We start from the raw sequence: 20,008 nt of genomic DNA on the forward strand, positions 1-20,008 counted from the left end.
CTCCATCGCTCGCTGTTTAGAAGCGCTCGTTGATGACCAGCTGTGCGAGCGGAAGGCGTTCGGTCGGGCGAGCCGGTTTGGCCGCTTTTCCGATCGGCAGCATCAATGTTGGCACGTAACGCTCCGGAATGTTGAACTCCTGGATCAGCGCTGCTGGGTTGTATCCGCCCATCGGTACGGAATCGTAGCCTTTCGCTTTTGCCGCGAGCATCAATTGCATCGCAGCGTAAGAAGCATTGCGGATCGCTTCATCGCGGGCAAGCTGCGGGTTGTTGGCATACGCGCCTTCGATTTGTTTGACCATCATGTCGCGGATTTCCGGCGTTGCGCTGGCATAGACTTCAGGCGCGGCCAGGTTCGCTTGCAAATCGCCAAGCACCATTACGACAGCGGACGCGTCAACGACTTGCTGTTGGTTGTATGCGATCGGCAGCAGCTTTTGCTTGTTTGCCTCGTCTTGAATGACGAGAAAACGCCAATGCTGCAGGTTCCAAGAGGATGGCGCACTGGCAGCGAGGGACAGGATTTCCTGCAGGTCGGCTTCCGGAATTTTTACCCCAGGCTCATATTGGCGAACAGAATGGCGTTCTTTCATTACTTCGATGGCAGTCAAGCTTTGGCTGGTTTGTGTCATAGCAAATCCACTCCTTTTTTATCTCGTGAGCCCTATTATACCCAACTCACTTACAATTGTTAAGTACCTTTCCATTGTTCTTTTCGCTGTTTTGCACATTACAGCACACGCAATTTTTGCTCCGCAAGTATCGCATATAAATCGGATTGAACCAGCTCAACGTCTGCAATGACGAGCTGCAGTCCCATAGATTCGGCCGTCGATTGCAACGGACCCTTGCAGCTGCCGATCTTGTTCGTCCATCATGACCGGAGCGTTCAGCGCCTCTGCAGCGGGCGGCGTTTTCTCTAAAACAAAGTTTGCATTATCGAGGTGAATTTCATCCGGGATTGTTCCTTCCGGGATCATTTCCGTTTTTTTTACCGTGCACGCGTAGCGGTAAATGCTCTCGTTGTATACTTCTCGGGCCCCTTCCTCCCACAAAAAATCGCTCAGCGTCACGGTTTTGCCCCCGACCATCACCCGCGGGGCGAGCCGTTTTGACACGGGAGAGTAACTCTTTCCGGTGATGTCTTTGCTGTGAAACACGAGATGATTGTTAAAAATCGGGCCAAGCTTCAGCAGGAAACGGCTTAGCAACGTGAAAAGAGGGACAGGAGAGCAAATGTATGTTTGCTCCTCTGCCCCTTTTTCTTTGTTGAACAGATATAAGTGCAGCCAGTTTTTCCAATTCGGCGGTTTTATCGGAGATAGCAGCCATTATTGAGATCGAATGTGGCACCGGTGTAATTCCTCGCGTTTTCCGAAAGCAAGAAGAGCACTGTATGAGCGGATAGCCCATACACCGCATCCGAGCTGCCTTCTTCGCCAGATACGGACGACATATTGACGATGACGCCTCGCCGCTGCTGTTCCAGCAAAAGGGCTCCAAACAGCTTGGAGCCGTACACAAATCCTTTTACGTTCACGTCGATGACTCGATCTATTTTTCTCCCGAGTATACCAGAGAGAGCGGACGAAAACTGGATCGTTACCTATCCTTTTACCAAATATTCGCTCCGCGACGTAAAGTGATCGTACCCTGCCGCGCGGAACGCTTGCGCCATCGGCACGTTATCGACATCCGTATCCGTTCGGATGACCGTGGCTCCGCTGTCGAGCAACATCCTCGTGCCATGATACAGCAGCGCATGGACATACCCTTTCCCCCGCTGTTCCGGCACCACGCCGATATAGCCGATCGTGGCGAACCCCGGGGTTTGTGTCGGCATGATCAGCCCGACCAGCTCGCCACCGGGCGTATAGGCAAGCTGCCACCAGTGTGGCTCATAGGCCATGCGCTGCAGCTCGGTAAAAAACGAATGGGCTTGTTCAAGGGCGCCCAATCGCTCGCGCTCCTCGCGAATGAATTGGTCAAACGTCCCCTCCGATACCCGCATGACCGCCTGAACGAATGCGTTCTGGCCCACGTCCGCAAGCGAACGGTACCGCAGCTCGCCAGCCTTTTTCGCGGCGGCGCTCCTGGAATCGAGTTCACCCGCCTGCACAGCGGAGTTCCATTCGAACCGGTCGGTCTTGCGCTCGACCTGAAAACCGAGATGGGCAAGCAATGTTTGCCGCCGTTCCGGATGATGCTGCCATTGGGGCGACACAGCCGGCGTATCCAGCACATGACCGATCTGCTCCCCGCCGAGGCTGCGGGCAAGCGCCACTACCTCATGCACCAATGCCGAGCCGATCGCCACATAATCTTCCCGCTCCCAGGGAAGGTCGAGCAGCACGAAATCAAGCGGCTTTCCGACCGATGGCAGCGTCCAGCTCGCGATACGTCCGATGAGCTGGCCCGCTTCCTCCGCGACAAAACACCAATCGATGCGCATCGATCCTGCGGCCAGCATCTGCTCCAGATAGCGTTGACAGCCTGCCACATGCTCAGGCGCACACCCGATTGCGGCAAACTTCTCCCATTCCTCTTGCTTGATCGGGCGAACAACGAATGATGTCATAACTTTCCTTCTTTCCTTGTGGAATATGATTCGCTATGAATCGGGTGAACATCATTATCACTCCCCTTTTCGCATTATGTAACTTATAAAATAAGTTACGATAGTTACAAAAAGAATACCATATTTTGTATAGTCAATCAAAGCTCTATTTCACAGCAGCATGTGAAATTCCTCTCCCTTTTCCTTACAAAACCGCAAGACAACTGTAAAATCTTTCCTGGGCAGTTTTCCACCGGGCCGTTCGTCCCGGCGCTGAGTCTGGCCTGGCATTTTTTCGGCTATTCCCCGCTGTACAACCTGTTTATCGCCTGCGGTGAAATCGCTGTGGCGATTCTGCTCGTCATCCCCTGCACGGGGACGTTGGGAGCGGCGAAGGAGACGATAAGAGCAGCTGCCGCTAATCGGACAGCTGCTCTTTTTTGTACAGATAAGATTTTATAAAATCTTATCCAGTATAAGTGCAACCGCGGCTTAAGCCAAAAAGCATGGCGTAGCCAGGTTTTCTAACGTGCTGAAGCCTTATCGTTTTGTCTGCTGCTCCAATTCGTCGGCGATCTGAATCAGCCGCCTCGCCCCGTCGCGCAACAGCTGTTCGTTGATGTACGAGTAGCTCAGGCGTATCCAGGAATCCGCGCGTTTCGCCGGATCGCAGATGGAGCCGGGGACGAACGAAACGGACTGCCCGATGCTATTCGCCAAAAGCGCATCCAGCGGGAGCGTCTCCGGAAGCTCGATCCAGAGGTTGAGACCGCCTGCAGGGCTGTGCCACTTCCAATCAGTCTTGGCCAGCTCCTCTTCCAGAATATTTTTGCGTATGGCAAGCGCGATGCGCAGTTTTTCAATGTGCTGCTGCAGCCGCTGCGACGTGAAATAATGGTGGAACACCTTCTGGTTCAATAGCGGGGTGCCGTTGTCCGCCAGCGATTTGACGGCAAACAGATGGTTCATCAGCGCAGGGCGGCAGCAAACGGCAGCGATCCGCAGACCGGGCGCAATGTATTTGCTGAAGCTGCGGATGTAGATGACATAGCCTTCCGTCCCATAGGTGAACATTGGCGTAGGCGGCTCCTGCTGAAAATACATGTCATGAAACGGGTCGTCCTCGACCAGGAAGCAGCGATGCTCCTCCGCCATCTCCACAAGCCTTTTGCGCTGCGCGGCCGGGACGGTATAGCCCGTCGGGTTGTGAAATGTCGGGTTCAGGTAAAACAAGCGCGGCTTGAACTGCTTCATCACCTGTTCCAGCTGATCCAGATCATACCCATCCGGATGAATGTCGATCGGGATAATCTGCGCACCTTGCTGCCGGAAAATATCGATGGCAGCGCTGTAGGTCGGGCGTTCGAGCAGCACGGTATCGAGCGGCTGCACCAGCATCCGCGCCACCAGCGCGATCGCCTGCTGGGAGCCCGACGTGATCAGAATGTCTTCAGGCGGCAGATGGAAGCGATGCTGCTCCGTAAAGTAGCGCGACAATGTCTCGCGCAGCTCCTCATCTCCCTGCACCGTCGAATAGGAACTGAGCACCTTTGGATACAGGTCGAAAATCTCCTTTACATATTCGGAAAAATAGCGGTTCGGCAGCAGATTGGGATCGATCAGGGCGTAGGAAAACTGGTAGGTGGCGGGCACCCGATGAATTTCGGACAGATGGCTTTTCTGAATATAGGACGACACGATCGGCGAATCGATGTCGCGAAACGGCAACCGGTTGCCGGGGTGGACATAATAACCGGATTTATCCTTTACATACACGAGCCGCGCGTCCTTCAGCAGCTGATACGCCTTGAAGACGGTCAACCGGTGAACCTCCAGTTCGGCGGCAAGCTCGCGTACGGACGGGAGCTTCTCGTCATCTTTCCATTCTCCCCGCTGGATACGCGTGCTGATATATTCATAAACTTGCTCGAACAGCGGCTTGCTGCCCGCGCCGGACAAGAAAACCTTAGTCATCACAGACTCCCCCTCCCCCCTTATCATACCAAATCTCCGCCCAATCTGTTCTGTCAACAATGATCTGTTCTGTCTTTGTCTTCTTATAATCGGTACCAAGGAGGCGTTACCATGGTCATTTTGAATTACCTCATCATGTGCTTGATTTTCGGAACCACGTTTTTGGCAATCAAAGTCGGGATCGATGCGGGAGCCCCGCCGTTTTTTTCTGCGGGACTGCGTTTTTTTCTGGCGGGCGTACTGCTGTTGGCGTGGATGATCGTGAAAAAGAAAGCGCGGCTTTCGCTGCTTTTGCATAAGGAGATGCTGTTGACGGCAATCGGCCTCACCTTCGGCACGTTCGCGCCCCTCTATTGGGCTGAACAGCACGTGTCATCGGGAACTGCCGCGATCTTGTCCGCGACGGCGCCGATGATGATTTTGCTTTTGCAGGCAACCGCCCTGCGCGAAAAAGTCGCCCGCAATGCCGTCGTCGGCTGCCTGATCGGCCTTGGCGGGGTGACTCTCATCGTGCTCCCGCAAGTGTCCATGAAAGCGAGCCTGCTGTGGCTGTTCGGCTGCCTGGCGATTTTGCTCGGGCAAGTGTTTTACTCATCGGGGGCCTTGTATTCCAAGCGGGTCATCCGCCGCTTCGCCGATACATCGCCGATTGCCCTCAACGCCGCCCAAATGACGTATGGCGGCGCGTTGCTGCTGCTTCTCTCCCTGTTCACCGAACCGCTCCATGCGCAGACGCTGCAAGCGATGTTTACCGGGAAGGCGCTCGCATCGCTCTTGTATCTGGTTGTCATCGGCTCCATGGTCGCCCACACCATCTTTTATTGGCTGGTCGCCAAAACCAATCCCGTTTTCCCCTCCACCTGGCTGTATATCTCCCCGATCATCGCGATGGTTCTGGGCATGATCCTCTATCATGAAACCGTGACATGGTTCATGGCGATGGGCGCCGTCATCACGATTATCGGCATCGTGTTCGTCAATTGGGAAGGGCTGCGGCAGACGTTTCGGAAGCCGTTGAAGGCAAGCGATCTGCAAGGGGAAGGCTAGCATTTTCGCAGCAAAAGCCGCTCGCACAGGCATACTGCCTCGTCGCAAGCGGCTAATTTTACGATTGGCTCGAATGAGGGGTGGGTGGGGATTCATCGTCGAGCCCCTTTGCCACCGCGAGCAGCTCGGCACAGAGCGCATCGATTTCCGCATGGTCGCCCAGTGCCTTCAGATAAGCATGGAGGTCAGCCGATGTTTGCTGGCCGTTTTTGATTTTGTGCAAGATGATCAATGTTTTGGCCGCGTGCCGGTCATACTCATCCGCTGGTGCCCCACTCCGGATCAAGCCGAGCGGATCATGGTCGCAAAGAATGCTCCTCACCCGCAGCGTATCCTGCCTGAACTTGATTTTGCAAGCCTGGCTCATGCACACCGTCCTCTCTTTTGTTGTGCTTTTATGTTAGCACAGCTTTGCGCTCGCTTGGCAGGAGTGAAAAAAACCGGCACCCTCGTCGAAATTCCCTCACTCGGTGAGCATGCGGGAAGGCATTTGGCTTTTGTGCAGGTACCGGGATTTTCGAAAAAAAGTTACACGCCGCTGTTGACTGGACTCGCTGGGGGATTGACTGCACGGCTCCGCAAAAAAACGGAACCGCGCCCAAATGCCACACGCTGCGCGGCGGGTGTATCTCGTGGATGATGTTGGGCGCGAATGACGTTCCGTTTTTCTGCTCCGCCTCGGTCGGTCCTGTCAAAGGCTTGCGTTTCACTTTTTTTCGAAAATCCCTTGGCTGCGGCGGAGGTCCCGGGATTTTCGAAAAAAAGTTACACGCCGCTGTTAACCGGACCCGCTGAAGGATTGACTGCACGGCTCCGCAGAAAAACGGAACCGCGCCCAAATGCCACACGCTGCGCGGCGGGTGTATCTCGTGGATGATGTTGGGCGCGAATGACGTTCCGTTTTTCTGCTCCGCCTCGGTCGGTCCTGTCAAAGGCTTGCGTTTCACTTTTTTTCGAAAATCCCTTGGCTGCAGCTCGTATCCACGAATCTTACATATCTCGCAAAACCGGCGGAACTTCTTTATATCCTTTCGATTTGACAGCGCCGAGAATGACCCCGATGATCAGCCAACTGGTCCCGACAGCAAACGTCATCCAATCGAATCCCGACCAGACGTAGAAGATGATCAGGAAGCCGATCACTGGGAGCAGCAAATAATTCACAAATCCTTTGGCGTCGCGGCGGCCTTTTTTCAGGTAGAAGTGCACGAATACGGTCAGGTTCAGCACCATGAAAGATGTGAGTGCGCCGAAATTGATCAGTTGCACGATGTTTTCGATCGAGACGAGCAGCGCGACGACAAACGAGACGAGGCCGACGAAGATCGTTGCGTTAAACGGCGTTTTGTAAACCGGATGGATTTTGCCCAAGATGCCGGAGAACGGAAGCAGCTTGTCGCGGCTCATCGAGTAGATGATTCGGGAGATCGCCGATTGGATCGCGAGCGCATTGGCGATGCCGACCGCCGCTACGCCGACCAGAATGAACGCGTAATACAGGAAATCGCCGCCCACTTCGCGAGCGATGTCAAAAAAGGCCATATCCGGGTCGAGTCCTGCATAGTCAGGATGCGCGAGCGCAGCGAGGTAGGTTTGCAGCATGAAGATCGTGCCGATGATCACCAATGCGCCGACGGTGGCTTTTCCGACGGTTTTTTGCGGATTTTTCACTTCCTCCGACAAGGTGCTGATCACGTCGAAGCCAAGGAAGCCGAGCACGGCGATGGATGCGGCGCTTGCGATAAAATGGAAATCGATTTTGTCAGGCTGGAAGATCGGTGCCAGCGAGAAGCCGCCGGTTCCGTGCCCGTCGATGAAGACGTACTTGATGGCGAAACCGAGGAAGATCACGAGGATCGCCAGCTCCAGGATGAGGAAGATCGTGTTGGCTCTGGCGGTCAGACTGACGCCCCGGGCGGTGATGAACGTATTGATGGCAAGGAAGATGAAAATGATGACAAAGGTCGGGACACCCGGCAAAATGCTGCCCAGCCACATCGCCGAAAAAGCCGTCAGCAACGCTGGCGCCATAATGTAATCCACCGCAATAAGCCAGCCGGTCACGAATCCGATGTGCGGATTGAGCCCGCGCTGCACATACGAATAAACCGAGCCTGCGATGGGAAACTCCTTGCTCATCTGGCTGTAGCTCATGGCGGTGAAGACCATCGCGACAACCCCGACCAAATAAACCAGCGGAGCCATCCCGAAGCTTTCCTGCGCGATCAAGCCGTACACCTGAATCGGCGCAATCGGCAGCATGGTGATCAGGCCGTAAATGATCAGGTCCTTCAAAGTGAGGCTGCGCTTCAGTTCTTGCTTGTAGCCCAGATTGGTGCCTTGCTCATTTTCCGTCGTTTGAATCGCCACATCTGACATGAACATCCCCCGTTTCTTCATTTTTTAGACAAAAGCCCTCCTGGGAGGAGTGGCGCTCACTCCAGGGTAAGCGCCACGTATTTCAATTCCATATACTCCTCAAGCCCTTGATGCCCGCCCACGCGGCCGATCCCGCTTTCCTTCACACCGCCAAACGGTGTCTGCGGATTGGCAAGCGAGGTGCCGTTGATCGCCAAATTCCCGACCTGAAGCCCTGCGATCATGCGGAACATCCGCGCCGCATCGCGTGTATAAACGTAGCCCGCCAAGCCGTATGGCGTGTCGTTGCAGCGTTGCAGCACATCCGCTTCATCGGTGAAGGTAAGAACAGGTGCAACCGGTCCAAAAATCTCGCGCCGCGTCAGCTCCATGTCGGCATGTACGCCGTCAAGCAAGGTCGGTGCGTAAAAATAACCGTTCCGATAGCCGTCCTCCATGATCCGGTAGCCTCCGGTCACGACCCTGGCTCCCTTTTCCACCGCGTCATTGACCAGCGTCTCCACTTTATCCAGATAGGACGGGTCGATCATCGGGCCGATGTGGCAGCCCGGCTCCGTTCCGTGCGCCACCTTCAGCGCCTTGATTCGCTCCGCCAGCTTTTCGACCAATGCCTGATGAATGTCACGGTGGGCATAGATCAGGTTGATGCCGTTGCAGACTTGCCCGCAGTTCTCGAACTTGTTGCCCATGATGCCGTCCACGGCTTTGTCGAGATCGGCATCGGGAAAAACGACCACCGGGGCGTTGCCGCCAAGCTCCAGCGTCAAGCGCTGCACATTTTCAGCCGCCTGCCTCATCAAAATCTTGCCGACCGCCGTCGAGCCCGTAAAGGCGATTTTGCGCACGCGCGGGTCGGCCTGCAGCGTGCTGCCGATCTCAGCCGGATCGCCGGTGACCAGGTTGGCGACACCTGCCGGCAGACCTGTCGCCAACAGATGGCTCACCAGCGCGAGCGCGATCATCGGCGTCTGTTCCGCAGGCTTCAGCACAAAGCTGCAGCCTGCAGCGAGCGCGGGCGCCACCTTCATCGCGAGAATCGCAGCCGGAAAGTTGGCGGGCGTGATCAAGCCAACAACGCCAATCGCCTCGCGGAACACCAGCAGCTGCTGCCCCGGTCGCGACGCCGGAATGATTTCGCCGTAGGCACGTTTGCCCTCCTCCGCATACCAGCGGATATAAACGGCAACGCCCTCGATCTCGCCGCGCGCTTCATCGAGCGGCTTCCCTTGCTCGAGCGAAAGCAGCTGTGCGAGCGATTCCTTGTCGGCAAGCACGCGCTCCGCCCAATCGAGCAGATAGCTTGCGCGCTGTCCGGCCGTCCGTTTGGACCAGGCCGGAAACGCCTGTGCCGCCGCATCGATCGCCCGGCGAGTCAGCTCCTCGCCGCCATCCGGGACGATCCCGATCACCTCGCCTGTCGCCGGGTTAATCACCTCGCTCGTAGCCGCCAGCTGAACTTTTTCCCCATTGATGAATGAAAAATTGTACTTGTCCCCGTACATCCGCTTCTCCTCGCCTCTCTTTCCCTTACATCGATGCGCTTTTTGCTAGATAAACTCGAAGTATTTCTTTCTCTCCCAATCGGTGACTTCCAGGAAGTAGTCGTTCAGTTCATTTTTCGCTGCCGTCAAATAATGCTCAACCACCTCAGCCCCTAAAAGCTGGCGGGCAATTTCGCTTTGTTCCAGCTGGTTGATCGCTTCCGCCAGATTGGCCGGGAGACGTTTGACGCCGGGTGCTCGTGAAGCATCGCCTGTCGTCGGCGCGGCGATGTCGATCTGGTGCTCGATGCCGTACAGTCCGGAAGCAAGCATCGCGGTCAACACCAAGTAATGGTTCACATCAGAGCCGGGGATGCGGTTTTCGATCCGGCACGACTTGCCTTTTCCATCCACGCGGAAGGAGGTCGTCCGATTGTCCTCGCCCCATGTCAGCGTGTTCGGCGCGCCGCCTGTGTTGGCCAGCCGCTTGTACGAATTGATGTAAGGTGCGTAAAACAGCATCAGCTCAGGCGCGAGCGCCATCATGCCGCCGAGAAAATAGCGGCCGGTGTCTGACAGACGGTACGGATGGTCCGCGTCGTAAAACAGGTTGGTGCCGTGTTCGTCCCACAGGCTGATATGGGTATGTCCGCTGCTGCCGGAATCGTTCGTGTCATGCTTGGCCATGAAGGTGGCCATCAGGTTGTTTTGGGCGGCAATCTCTTTGATCGCGTTTTTGTAAAGGGCGGTGCGGTCAGCCATTTCCAGCGCCTCGGCATATTTCACGTTGATCTCGATCTGCCCGTTGCCCCACTCGCCTTTGACCGCTTCCAGCGGAATCCCGATCGCCTCCAGATGACGCGCCACCTGCCCCAAAAACCAATCGTCCACATTCAGCCGGTAGATGGAATAATCGATCGGGTACGAGAACAGCGGCTGCAGGTTGCTGAACTGTTTCGCCCGCGCCGAATCTACCGTCTCTTTGAAAATGTAAAACTCCATTTCCGAGGCTGCGAACGCCCGATAGCCGAGCGCCTCCGCTTTTTTCAGCTGCTTTTTGAGCATGTGCCGCGGAGCGATGCTCACCTCGGAGCCGTCCTTGTTGTAAATGTCGCCGAGCACAATCGCATTTTTCGGAATCCACGGATAATCGCGCAGCGTGCTTATGTCAGGTACGACTTTCATGTCATGCAGGCCTGTATCAAAATTGCAAAACGCGTAATTTTCTGCAAATTTCAAGCTGACATCCCAAATGAAGTTGATCGCGCACGTATGAATGCCGTCCTGCCCATCGTCCAAAAAGAACCGCGCCGGCATCTTTTTGCCGAACAGCTTCCCCTGCATGTCGACGCCGGCTACGGTGATCATATCGATCTCGCCGTTTTGGACACGGTCTTTCAGTTGCTCCAGGTCAATTTTTCCCATCGCGTTCATTCCCTCCGTTCTGCAAAAATGGCAGGCTTAGTGAATGGTCCAGCCGCCGTCGACAACCAGCGTGCTGCCCGTAATGTAATCGGCATCATCCGTTGCGAGGAACACGACCGCATTGGCGACATCCTGCGGCTTGCCTACGCGCTTGACAGGCACCCGATCGAGAATCCACTGCTTGACTTCCGGAATCGCCAGCCCTTTTTCCGTAAACGGCGTCTGCACTACGCCGGGAGCTACGGCATTCACGGTGATCCCGTGGGAGGAAAGCTCCAATGCGGTCGCTTTGGTCAGCATGTGCAGGCCGCCTTTGGACGAGTTGTAATGCGGCTGGCAGCTGCCGCTGCTGGAGACGACGCGATGCGCTTCCACCGACGTGATATTGATGATCCGCCCGCCTTGGCCGGCCTTGATCATTTCTTTGGCGACCGCCTGCGAGCAGAGGAACGGCGCTTTCAAATTCACGTTGTGCACCCGATCCCACTCCTCTTCGCCCAGTTCAAGAAACGGCGTGAAGGCCACGATCCCCGCGTTGTTGACCAGAATGTCGATCTTGCCCAGCTCACGGATCGTTTGCGCGACCATGTTTTCCACTTCTTCCTTCTTGGTTACATCCACCTTGACGACCATCGCCTTGCTGCCTTCCGACGCGAGCGCGATCGTCTCGTGCGCGCCTGCTTCGTTCATGTCCGCCACGACGACGGTTGCCCCCTCCTCAAACATGCGCAGGGCAATCGCGCGCCCATTCCCCGAACCTGCTCCTGTGACAATCGCCACTTTATTTTTCAGTTTCATGCAAAATCATCCTTTCATCGATGTTGGTGATAAACCGGTTCAAAATTCGTTGGTACAAATACAGCGAATCAATGTCGACAAATTCGTCGGGGCCATGATGATTGGCACCGATCGGACCGAATTCGACGGCAGGTATCGCATGACGGGCATAGTAGCGCGTGTCGGCTGAACCGTCCTGACCGAACAATCGGATCGATGACCCTGCAAGCTCGCTCGTCGTCTGCTGAAGCAGCCGCACAAACCGGTCGTTCTCATCCGTCTGCACCGGCGCTCCCTGCTGCAGCACCGTTACCTTTGCATCGGATGCTGCCTGCCGGATTTGGCCGAGGATGCGATCCACATCCTGATTGGGCAAATAGCGAATATCCAGATAAAAGGCGCAATGATCCGGCACCTGGTTGATCGCCCCGCCGCCCGCCACTTTGGCCAGGTTGAAGGAAGGCTTGGGAAAAAACGTGCTGCTCGCCTGCAAAAACTCCAGCTGCTCAATCCGCTTGTATGTCTCAAACGCGTGTGTGATCGCGTTTTTGCCCAGCCACGGACGGCTTCCATGCGCGGCAATGCCGCTCGTTTCCACCAAAAGCTGCAAAACGCCTTTTGCCTGCACGGCGATCTGGAGATTGGTCGGTTCGCCGCAGATGACGAAATCGCCGCGCGCTCCCTCCTCCACCAAAAAACCTGTGCCATGCGCGCCGCCGGTCTCTTCATCCGGGACAAGCTGCAGCATGACCTGGCAGGATGCATTCTGCTTGGCTGCGTCTGCGGTCGCGACCATCATCGCAGCGACTGCCCCCAGCATGTCGTAGCTGCCGCGCCCGAACAGCTTGCCCGCTTCTACGCGCGGAATGAAGTCGGCCTCTTCTCCTGGCACCACATCCAGATGGCCATTCAGGATCAGCGTTTTGCCGCTGTCAGACTGCCCTGCGGTCGCAACGACGCTTTTCAGCCCCTTGTTTTCCACAACCTTGACGCTGAGCCCTTGCTTCCGCAACCAGTTCGCGCAATATTCTGCCGATTTGTTGACCGCTTCCCTGCTCGTGTTTTTCATGCGAATGAGATCGCTGGCTAGCGGGATGAGGGATTCCTCCATCACACCCACCTCCTTTGCTTTCTTGTCGTCCCAAAAACGACATCCTCACCTTTGGGAAACGTTGCGGAGATGATTGTGCAAAAGTTGTGCCAAGTCGATCAAAACGATGATTTGCCGCAATATGGCCGGATGCCGCCGGATTCTTTTCGCCACGGCAAATGGAGAAAGACACAAAAAGAAAACGGGATAAACAGGTCGATATTATCCCATTCATCCCATTTATCCAGTTCCATTTCGTACTTTTTGGAACCCGCTTGGGGTTAACCGGCACCCTGCCCGTCCCGCCGCAACTTCCACATAGCCGGCGTCACGCAATTTGTCGATCGTTTTTCTCACTTCATTTTCGGAAATCATCAGCCCTTTTTCTTTGACTGCCGCCACGATCGCCCGCCTGCCGGCGTTTTTGCCCGCCGCCTTCGCGTGGTGAATGATTTCCAAAACGAGCTGCTCGACGCGGATTCCCGCCGCCTGTACAGACACCATCTGCTCCAGCGCCCCCGCGTGAGATCGTGCAACCGCCGCCGATTCGTCCGTATACATCGGCAAATCCTCGACCGTCAGATGGCCATCATTCATGAAGGCGATGTACTCCATCGTGTTCTCCAGCTCCCGCACATTGCCTGGCCAATGGTAGCGCCGCAGCGCTTCGTGGATTGGTTCCAGCCCCTCCTGATTGGCCCCGCGCCGTTCGAGAAAATAGGCGGCAAGCAGCGGGATGTCCTCGCGGCGCTCCCGCAGCGGCGGTACCTCGAGCTGCAAAATTTTCAGGCGGTAATACAAATCGTCGCGGAATTTGCCTTCTGCGACCATGCGCGCCAGATTGCGGTTGGTCGCTGCGATGATGCGGACATCGACCGGCATCAGCCGCGTTCCCCCTACTTTGAGCACTTCCTTTTGCTGCAGCACCCGCAAGAGCCTGCTCTGCATGTTGGGCGAAATGTCGCCGATTTCGTCCAAAAAAATCGTACCCTTGTGCGCCTGCTCGAACAGGCCTGGCTTCCCGCCCTTTTTCGCTCCCGTAAAGGCGCCTTCCTCGTAGCCGAACAGCTCGCTTTCGAGCAGATTGTCCGGCAATGCACTGCAATTGACCGCCACGAATGGGTAGCCCGCACGCTGTGAGGCACGGTGGATCGCATGCGCGAACAGCTCCTTGCCTGTCCCGCTTTCGCCCAGAATCAGCACGCTCAAGTCGCTCTTCGCCATTTTTTCGGCGCGTGCAACCACCTTCATCATGTTTTGCGAGACGGTGATCAAGTCGCCAAAGGAGTAGCGTGCCTCATAGCCTTTGGCCTGAAGCCGCAGCTTGAGTTCCAGCTCCTCCACCTTTTTCGCTGCCCGCAGCGTCAGCACGCCGCCGGTCACATGGCCATTTTCGATGATGTGCTGGCGGTTCATCAGAATCTTCTGCTTTTTGATGTGAACGAGGCAGTCCTTCCACTCCTCCACGAACGTCATCGGGTCTACGCCCTCCCGATGCAGAAGCCCTTCCACCGTGAATTTTTGCGCGTCCTCGGACGTGCAGCCGAAAATCGTTTCCGCCGCCCGGTTGAACAACGTAATCGTGCCGTCATGATCGTAGGCGATCACGCCGTCCTGCACCATGTTGAGCGTCCGCTGCAAAATCGTCTTCATGTGCAAAAGCCCCTGAAGCGTAAACTGGATGCCCTGGCTGCGGGTCACGATCTTGTCGGCGTAACGCGAGAGCATCGTGCGGGTTTCGTTGTTCAGCAGCTGGAACTGGGTCAAAATGTCGACCAAGGTGCTGACGTCCACGACCCGCTCATCGATGTCGATCACCTGCTGAATGAACGGCGGCACGAGTTCCGGCTCTCCCGGAGTGATCGCCACCGTTGACGCTTCCCACGCAGCCGCGCCCGGAAAATAGGGATACAGCTCGATGTGACCGGCCCCCAATTCGCGCAACAAGGCGATGGTTTCTTCCGCCGAGTCCCTTTCATCATTGACAACAAGCAGCTTGCTCCCCGACGGGATCGCCATCACCTTCTCCAAACTTTTGCGCAAAAGCGTCCGCCTGATGACAAAGATGACCGTCCCCGTCTTGATGCGCGGTGCGATGTGACGCGTGAAGATGGTCTGCGTGCTGATCAGCACCATATGGAAGTCATCCTTGTTTTCCATCCATTCATGCATGGAAAAACCGATGAACGTAATCAATTCGCCCAAAATCGCATTCAATTGGCCTGCGATGGCGCCCGCGGTCTTCTTGGAACCCGCGATGATCGCCACTTTCCTCATACAGTCACCGATAGGAACTCCCCCCTGTCCAAAAGTTAACCTCCTTCCATTATCGTTCTTTTTCAAACTTTTCGAAAGTATTTTTCGACATCTTCGTCTTATGACACGCCAATATATGACAATCATTGGCATTATTTTTGCTTATTTATCACTGCATCATGATTTTGTCAAAGGAGTGTCGAGCATGTCACGCAAGCAGTTGTTCCGCTTTTCTTTTTTCGGCAAAAATCTGGCGTTGTCGAGCGTCACCATTTTGCTGATGGGCATCATCCTCAGCCTGACCAGCTATTATGTGCAGCAGTCGTTTTTGATGCGAAACCTTGATGGACAAGCCAAAGGGTTCGCCTCTTACGCCAAAGGGGAACTGGCAGCGGCTGATGTCAAAGCTGCGCTCACCGACCACGACCCCGCGTCTCCCCTTCAGGCAAAACTGACCGCTCAGTTGGACCGGATGTCCAAGGATAACCCCAACATTGCCCAAGGCTATCTGTTTGGCGCCGAGCTGACCGACGACAACAAAAACTTGACGGTTGCCATCCCGACCCATGTGCAGGAAGCCGGCTACAAGCTCGGCGTGATGTTCGAGCAGGTGCCGCAATGGGTGAGTGCCTACAAGCAAATGATGGTGACGAAGGAAGCCGTGAACACCGGGACGTACACCGACTCATACGGCACCTGGATCTCGATCCTTCAGCCCGTCATGGATGAAAACAATCAGGTCATCGCCGTTTTCGGCATCGACATGGACGCCAGCATCATGACGCGCAGCCGCAACGATCTGCTGTTCTGGCTGGCTGTCATCTTCCTGCTGTCGTTTAGCGGCGTCTTCCTTTTGCAATTTTCGTTTTTGCGCCGCTTCCTGCGCCCGCTGCGGGCGATTTTTGCAGCCGTCGGAAAAATGAACGACGGCCACCTGGACGTAGAGGTGGAAGTTTCCTCCAAAGATGAGCTTGGGCAATTGGCAACCCGGTTGAACAACGTCATCGCCTTGTGGCGCACGATCATTACAGGCGTGCAGCAGCACGCGTTCCAGGCAGCGGCATCTGCGAGCGAGCTTGCCACCCGCGTGGAAGAGAGCACTGGCGCGATCCACAAAATGTCGGGCACCATCCAGGAACTGGCTGGCAGCACGGATACACAGTCGCAATCAGCGAATGAAAATGCCCGCGCCATGACCGAAATGTCGATCGGCATCCAGCGAATTGCGGAAAGCTCCGCGCAGGTGGCGGAATCGTCGCAGGAGATGGCAGACGAAGCGGAGCATGGCAACGGCTCGATTCATCAGGTCGTGGAGCAAATGAATGCGATCAGCCAGTCGGTAGCGCTCTCGCAGTCTGTCGTCACCTCGCTTTCCGCCAGGTCACAGGAAATCGGCAGCATCGTCAATGTCATTACGGACATCGCCGCCCAAACCAACCTGCTCGCCCTCAATGCCGCCATCGAAGCGGCGCGGGCCGGCGAGCAAGGCAAAGGCTTCGCGGTCGTCGCCGATGAAGTGCGGAAGCTGGCGGAGCAATCGGCCCGCTCCACGGCGCAAATCACCAGTCTGATTCAGGAAATCCAGGCGGACACCAGCAAAGCCGTGCAGGCGATGGCGGCTGGCGCCGTGGTGGTCGAAACGGGCATGCGCGTCGCGCGCGAGGCTGGCGATGCATTTCGGCATATTCGGGAGGCGACCCAGCATGTCGCTTTGCAGGTGCAGGATGTGTCGGCGGTCTCCGAGCAGATGTCGGCCAGCTCGGAGCAGGTTTCCGCTACGGTCACGCAGCTGGCGACGATTTCCAAAGATTCGGCGGATCACTTGTCGCTCGTGGCTCGCTCGACACGGGAGCAGCTGGATTCGCTGGAGAGGATGTCGGCGTCTGCGCGCAGGCTTGATGAGATGGCGGCGGAACTTAGGGGGATTGTGATGCGGTTTACGGTTTGAGTTTTTGGCTGGCTGTAGTGCAGGTACCGGGATTTTTGGAAAAAGCTCCACGGCCGCTGTTGACTGGGCCAGCTGGGGGATTCACTGTACGACTCCGCAGAAAAACAGAACCGCGCCCAAAAGCCACTCGCTGCGCGGCGGGTGTTTCTCATGGATGATGTTGGGCGCGAAAGATCGTTCCGTTTTTCTGCTGCGTCTCGGTCGGCCCTGTCAAAGGCTTGCGTTCCGCTTTTTCCAAAAATCCCTTGGCTGCGGCGTGTAAAAAAAAGCATCCCAATCCGCTCTATTTTGCGTGGATCGGGATGCTTTTTTTAGTTCCCCTTTGGCCTGACGCTATCGATCACTTCTTTGCTGTCAAACAGGTCTTTCAGTTTGTCTCCTTGCGTTTTCAGTGCGATTCCGTCGATGTGGCGGCGGTCCATCATGATGGAGTCGGATTTGTATTTGAGGTAGGGCTGCGGTCCGACGCCGCAGAGGACGGGGAAGCCTGCTTTGACCAAATACTTGTATTTGTCGCTGTCGGTGTCGACCCGGCTGCCGTATGGGTAGATATAAATCGGGGTATCGCCTACAAGCGGTTCGACTTCTTTTTTCCAGCGCTCCGTGTCCTCGACAAGGCTTTTGTAGCTGATCTTATGGGCGTCGCGGTGGCCGTATCCGTGGGAGGCGAAGCTCCAGCCGGTCTCCTTCATCCGGTTGATTACCTTGATCGCGTCGGCTTTTTCGGTTTGGTAGGCTGGCGATGTCAGCTCGTTCGTGCGGTAGCCGAGCACGCCCTGATAGCCGGTCAGCGCGATGGTCCCTTTGGCGCCGTCAATGGAAAAGTCGGGATGCTCGCTTACGAACGTGTCCAAAATCGGCACGATTTCGTTGTCGTAGGCGATCCGTTTTTCCCCTTTCGGCGTAAGCGAATAGGTCGCCACTCTCCCTTTTTCATCGAGGATCAGCTTGTAGACGTTGCCGTTTTGCAGCATGTAGTCGTAATAGTTCATATCATCCACGGACAGCACGAGCGGCTTTTTGTTTTTCGGCAGCATGAGCGGTTTTTTGACCAGCTCCTTTTTCCCGTTCACCGTTTTTTGCTCATACAGCTGATCCATGCTGATCAGTACGTACTGGTTTTTGTACAGGTCCTCCAAAATATGGTCGAACTCTTTCACTGTGACGAACCAGTCGTCATAGCCTTTTGTCATGCTGTCATTGTCGAAGGCAAGCTCGGGATAGGCGATCAGCGGGTGAAAAAAGATGTGCTCCACCGGCCCTTTATACGCGACCCAATCGCCCTTTGGCACCTCTGTTTGCGCAGGCTTCGCCTCTTTTTCCGTTTCCTGTTTCGGCTCTGTGATCTGTGCTGCGGGATTTTTTACTTGTGCCGCAATGGCCGGCGGCTCCTGCACCGCGCTTGCAGTCTCGCCGGTCCCCTCTTGGTTCAATCCGGCACAACCTGCAAGCAATGCGGGCAGCAGCAACAATCCGCCGACGCGTTTCACCATTTTTTTCATTCCGAATTCCTTCCCTCTGCCTCATAATGTCAACTCTCACCATTTGACGAACGATTGGGAAGGTTATTACAGATTGTCGAATAATATTTTTTGGACGAATAATTTTCCATAAACGTAAAACACTACCTTCATCTGCAGACGAGGGGGTATGTGAAGAAATGAATGGGGTGGAAGAACTGCACGCTGCATTTCGGGACACTTCCGATTTCGTCTCGCACCCGATTCAGATTGGCGATGACTGTGTCACATTGCTCTATCTCAACAGCTTGGTCGACACTACCTTTGCGAATGAACATATCGGTCAAAATATACATCCACTTCCCGGGCAAGGCGGTCCGATTCTTACGCCCCTGCCCGATCTGCATGAAGCGATCACGGCGATTTTGTCCGGGAACATCGTCGTGTTTTTCGAGAGTTCTTCCACCGCTTACGTGGCGAATGGAGGCGGAAGCGAGAATCGCACCATCCAGGCCGCCGAAAACGAGAGCATCATCCGCGGCCCGCGCGACAGCTTTGTCGAATCGCTCTCCGTCAACCTGTCGCTCATTCGGCGCAGATTTCCGGACACCGGCTTAAAAGTCCAGATGAGCATACTCGGCAGGCGAAGCAAAACAAAAGTGGCGCTGGTGTTCGTCGACGGCATCGTCAATCCGACGATCCTTCAGGAGGTGCAGTCACGGCTCGCCACCGTCGATATCGACGAGGTGCTGGACTGCGGAACGATCGAGCAATGGATTCAGGACAGCTGGTACTCCCCGTTCCCGCAGGCGCAATATACGGAGCTGCCGGTCCGGGTCGTGAGCGCCCTTGGCGAGGGCCGCGTCGTGATCATCGTGGACGGCTCACCCAGCGCGCTTATCGTCCCCATCACATTTTCGATGCTGTTTCAGGCTCCTGACGATTATTTTGAGCGCTGGATCTTCGGTTCGGCAATTCGCGCAATCCGGTTTCTCGGGGCTTTGATCGCGTTGGTCCTCCCTTCACTCTACATTGCACTCGTTTCCTTCCACCCTGGCATGATCCCGACACAGCTGACGCTAAGCATCGCGGCGAGCCGAGCCCAGGTGCCTTTTCCAAGCATTCTGGAAGCGCTCATGATGGAAACCACGCTGGAGATGCTGCGCGAGGCAGGGATGCGGCTCCCCAAAGTGATGGGACAGACCATCGGCATCGTCGGCGGCTTGGTAATCGGCCAATCAGCGGTTGAAGCGGGCATCGTCAGTCCCGTCATGGTCATTGTCGTCGGCATTACCGCCATCTCTTCCTTTTTGGTTCCGGCCTATAACGGTGCAATCGCCATCCGTCTCCTGCGCTTCCCGCTGATGATCCTCGCCAGCACGCTTGGGCTATTAGGGGTGATTCTGGGCATTCTCGCGGTCGCTGCCCATCTGATCTCACTCAAATCTTTCGGCATCAATTATTTCTCGCCGTTCGCCCCTTATCGGCCTAGCGACTGGAAAGACATTATCATCCGGGCGCCGCTCACCAACCAAACGGAACGCCCCGAGATTTTGCATCCGCTTGATCGCGTACGGATGAACCTCCGTAAACGCAAGAAAGGATGGTAACG

Annotated in this window: 15 protein-coding genes and 1 pseudogene; 3 read left to right on the forward strand and 13 right to left on the reverse strand. The window is 55.8% G+C overall.

Annotation, left to right across the window (positions count from 1 at the left end; translation table 11 throughout):
- Nucleotides 1–16: 16 nt before the first annotated feature.
- From ACTID9_RS25570 to ACTID9_RS25590, 5 genes and pseudogenes are all read right to left on the reverse strand, one after another.
- Nucleotides 17–634 carry a nitroreductase family protein gene (locus tag ACTID9_RS25570; protein ID WP_441067956.1) on the reverse strand — a complete coding sequence of 206 codons (618 nt, stop codon included), beginning with the start codon at nt 632–634 and terminating at the stop codon, nt 17–19.
- A 156-nt stretch (nt 635–790) separates the two neighbouring features.
- The gene (locus tag ACTID9_RS25575; RefSeq protein WP_441067958.1) at nt 791–1,120 is read right to left on the reverse strand and encodes a hypothetical protein; all 330 of its coding nucleotides are present in this window, start codon (nt 1,118–1,120) and stop codon (nt 791–793) included.
- A gap of 194 nt (nt 1,121–1,314) precedes the next feature.
- Nucleotides 1,315–1,563, reverse strand: a pseudogene (locus ACTID9_RS25580) (SDR family NAD(P)-dependent oxidoreductase); the annotation flags it as partial.
- A gap of 45 nt (nt 1,564–1,608) precedes the next feature.
- On the reverse strand, nt 1,609–2,580 hold the full coding sequence (locus ACTID9_RS25585) for a GNAT family N-acetyltransferase (protein ID WP_441067960.1): 972 nt from the start codon (nt 2,578–2,580) through the stop codon (nt 1,609–1,611).
- Nucleotides 2,581–3,099: 519 nt separating this feature from the next.
- Nucleotides 3,100–4,533 carry a PLP-dependent aminotransferase family protein gene (locus ACTID9_RS25590; RefSeq protein WP_441067962.1) on the reverse strand — a complete coding sequence of 478 codons (1,434 nt, stop codon included), beginning with the start codon at nt 4,531–4,533 and terminating at the stop codon, nt 3,100–3,102.
- A gap of 111 nt (nt 4,534–4,644) precedes the next feature.
- Between ACTID9_RS25590 and ACTID9_RS25595 the strand changes: the two genes are divergently transcribed.
- Nucleotides 4,645–5,580, forward strand: coding sequence for a DMT family transporter (locus ACTID9_RS25595; RefSeq protein ID WP_441067963.1), 936 nt, complete (start codon nt 4,645–4,647; stop codon nt 5,578–5,580).
- 58 nt (nt 5,581–5,638) lie between these two features.
- Here the strand turns inward: ACTID9_RS25595 and ACTID9_RS25600 are convergent, their stop codons facing one another.
- The 7 genes from ACTID9_RS25600 to ACTID9_RS25630 form a co-directional block, all read right to left on the reverse strand.
- The gene (locus ACTID9_RS25600; protein WP_441067965.1) at nt 5,639–5,947 is read right to left on the reverse strand and encodes a hypothetical protein; all 309 of its coding nucleotides are present in this window, start codon (nt 5,945–5,947) and stop codon (nt 5,639–5,641) included.
- A gap of 623 nt (nt 5,948–6,570) precedes the next feature.
- A complete protein-coding gene (locus ACTID9_RS25605; RefSeq protein ID WP_441067967.1) occupies nt 6,571–7,959 on the reverse strand; it encodes an APC family permease in 1,389 nt (462 codons plus the stop codon).
- 56 nt (nt 7,960–8,015) lie between these two features.
- The gene (locus ACTID9_RS25610) at nt 8,016–9,461 is read right to left on the reverse strand and encodes an NAD-dependent succinate-semialdehyde dehydrogenase (protein WP_441067969.1); all 1,446 of its coding nucleotides are present in this window, start codon (nt 9,459–9,461) and stop codon (nt 8,016–8,018) included.
- 45 nt (nt 9,462–9,506) lie between these two features.
- Nucleotides 9,507–10,865 (reverse strand): glutamine synthetase family protein, encoded by a 1,359-nt coding sequence (locus ACTID9_RS25615; RefSeq protein WP_441067971.1) that lies wholly within the window; start codon nt 10,863–10,865, stop codon nt 9,507–9,509.
- 36 nt (nt 10,866–10,901) lie between these two features.
- On the reverse strand, nt 10,902–11,663 hold the full coding sequence (locus ACTID9_RS25620; protein ID WP_441067973.1) for an SDR family NAD(P)-dependent oxidoreductase: 762 nt from the start codon (nt 11,661–11,663) through the stop codon (nt 10,902–10,904).
- Nucleotides 11,647–12,753 (reverse strand): M20 family metallopeptidase, encoded by a 1,107-nt coding sequence (locus ACTID9_RS25625; RefSeq protein WP_441067976.1) that lies wholly within the window; start codon nt 12,751–12,753, stop codon nt 11,647–11,649. The genes ACTID9_RS25620 and ACTID9_RS25625 overlap by 17 nt, the downstream gene beginning before the upstream one ends.
- A 219-nt stretch (nt 12,754–12,972) precedes the next feature.
- Nucleotides 12,973–15,009: a sigma-54 interaction domain-containing protein gene (locus tag ACTID9_RS25630; protein ID WP_441067984.1), complete on the reverse strand. Its 2,037-nt coding sequence runs from the start codon at nt 15,007–15,009 to the stop codon at nt 12,973–12,975.
- Between the two features lie 184 nt (nt 15,010–15,193).
- Here ACTID9_RS25630 and ACTID9_RS25635 point away from each other — a divergent pair, with 184 nt between their 5' ends.
- Entirely contained in the window at nt 15,194–16,936 is a 1,743-nt protein-coding gene (locus tag ACTID9_RS25635) for a methyl-accepting chemotaxis protein (RefSeq protein ID WP_441067986.1), read from the forward strand.
- A 311-nt stretch (nt 16,937–17,247) separates the two neighbouring features.
- Here ACTID9_RS25635 and ACTID9_RS25640 read toward each other — a convergent pair whose 3' ends face one another.
- Complete coding sequence (locus ACTID9_RS25640; RefSeq protein WP_441067988.1) at nt 17,248–18,438, reverse strand: polysaccharide deacetylase family protein; 1,191 nt, start codon at nt 18,436–18,438, stop codon at nt 17,248–17,250.
- A 158-nt stretch (nt 18,439–18,596) separates the two neighbouring features.
- On the opposite strand from ACTID9_RS25640, the gene ACTID9_RS25645 reads away from it, so the two are divergent.
- The gene (locus ACTID9_RS25645; protein WP_441067990.1) at nt 18,597–20,006 is read left to right on the forward strand and encodes a spore germination protein; all 1,410 of its coding nucleotides are present in this window, start codon (nt 18,597–18,599) and stop codon (nt 20,004–20,006) included.
- Nucleotides 20,007–20,008: the final 2 nt, after the last annotated feature.

This window comes from Brevibacillus fluminis (genome assembly GCF_052072235.1).
GTDB classification, from domain to species: domain Bacteria; phylum Bacillota; class Bacilli; order Brevibacillales; family Brevibacillaceae; genus Brevibacillus_D; species Brevibacillus_D fluminis_A.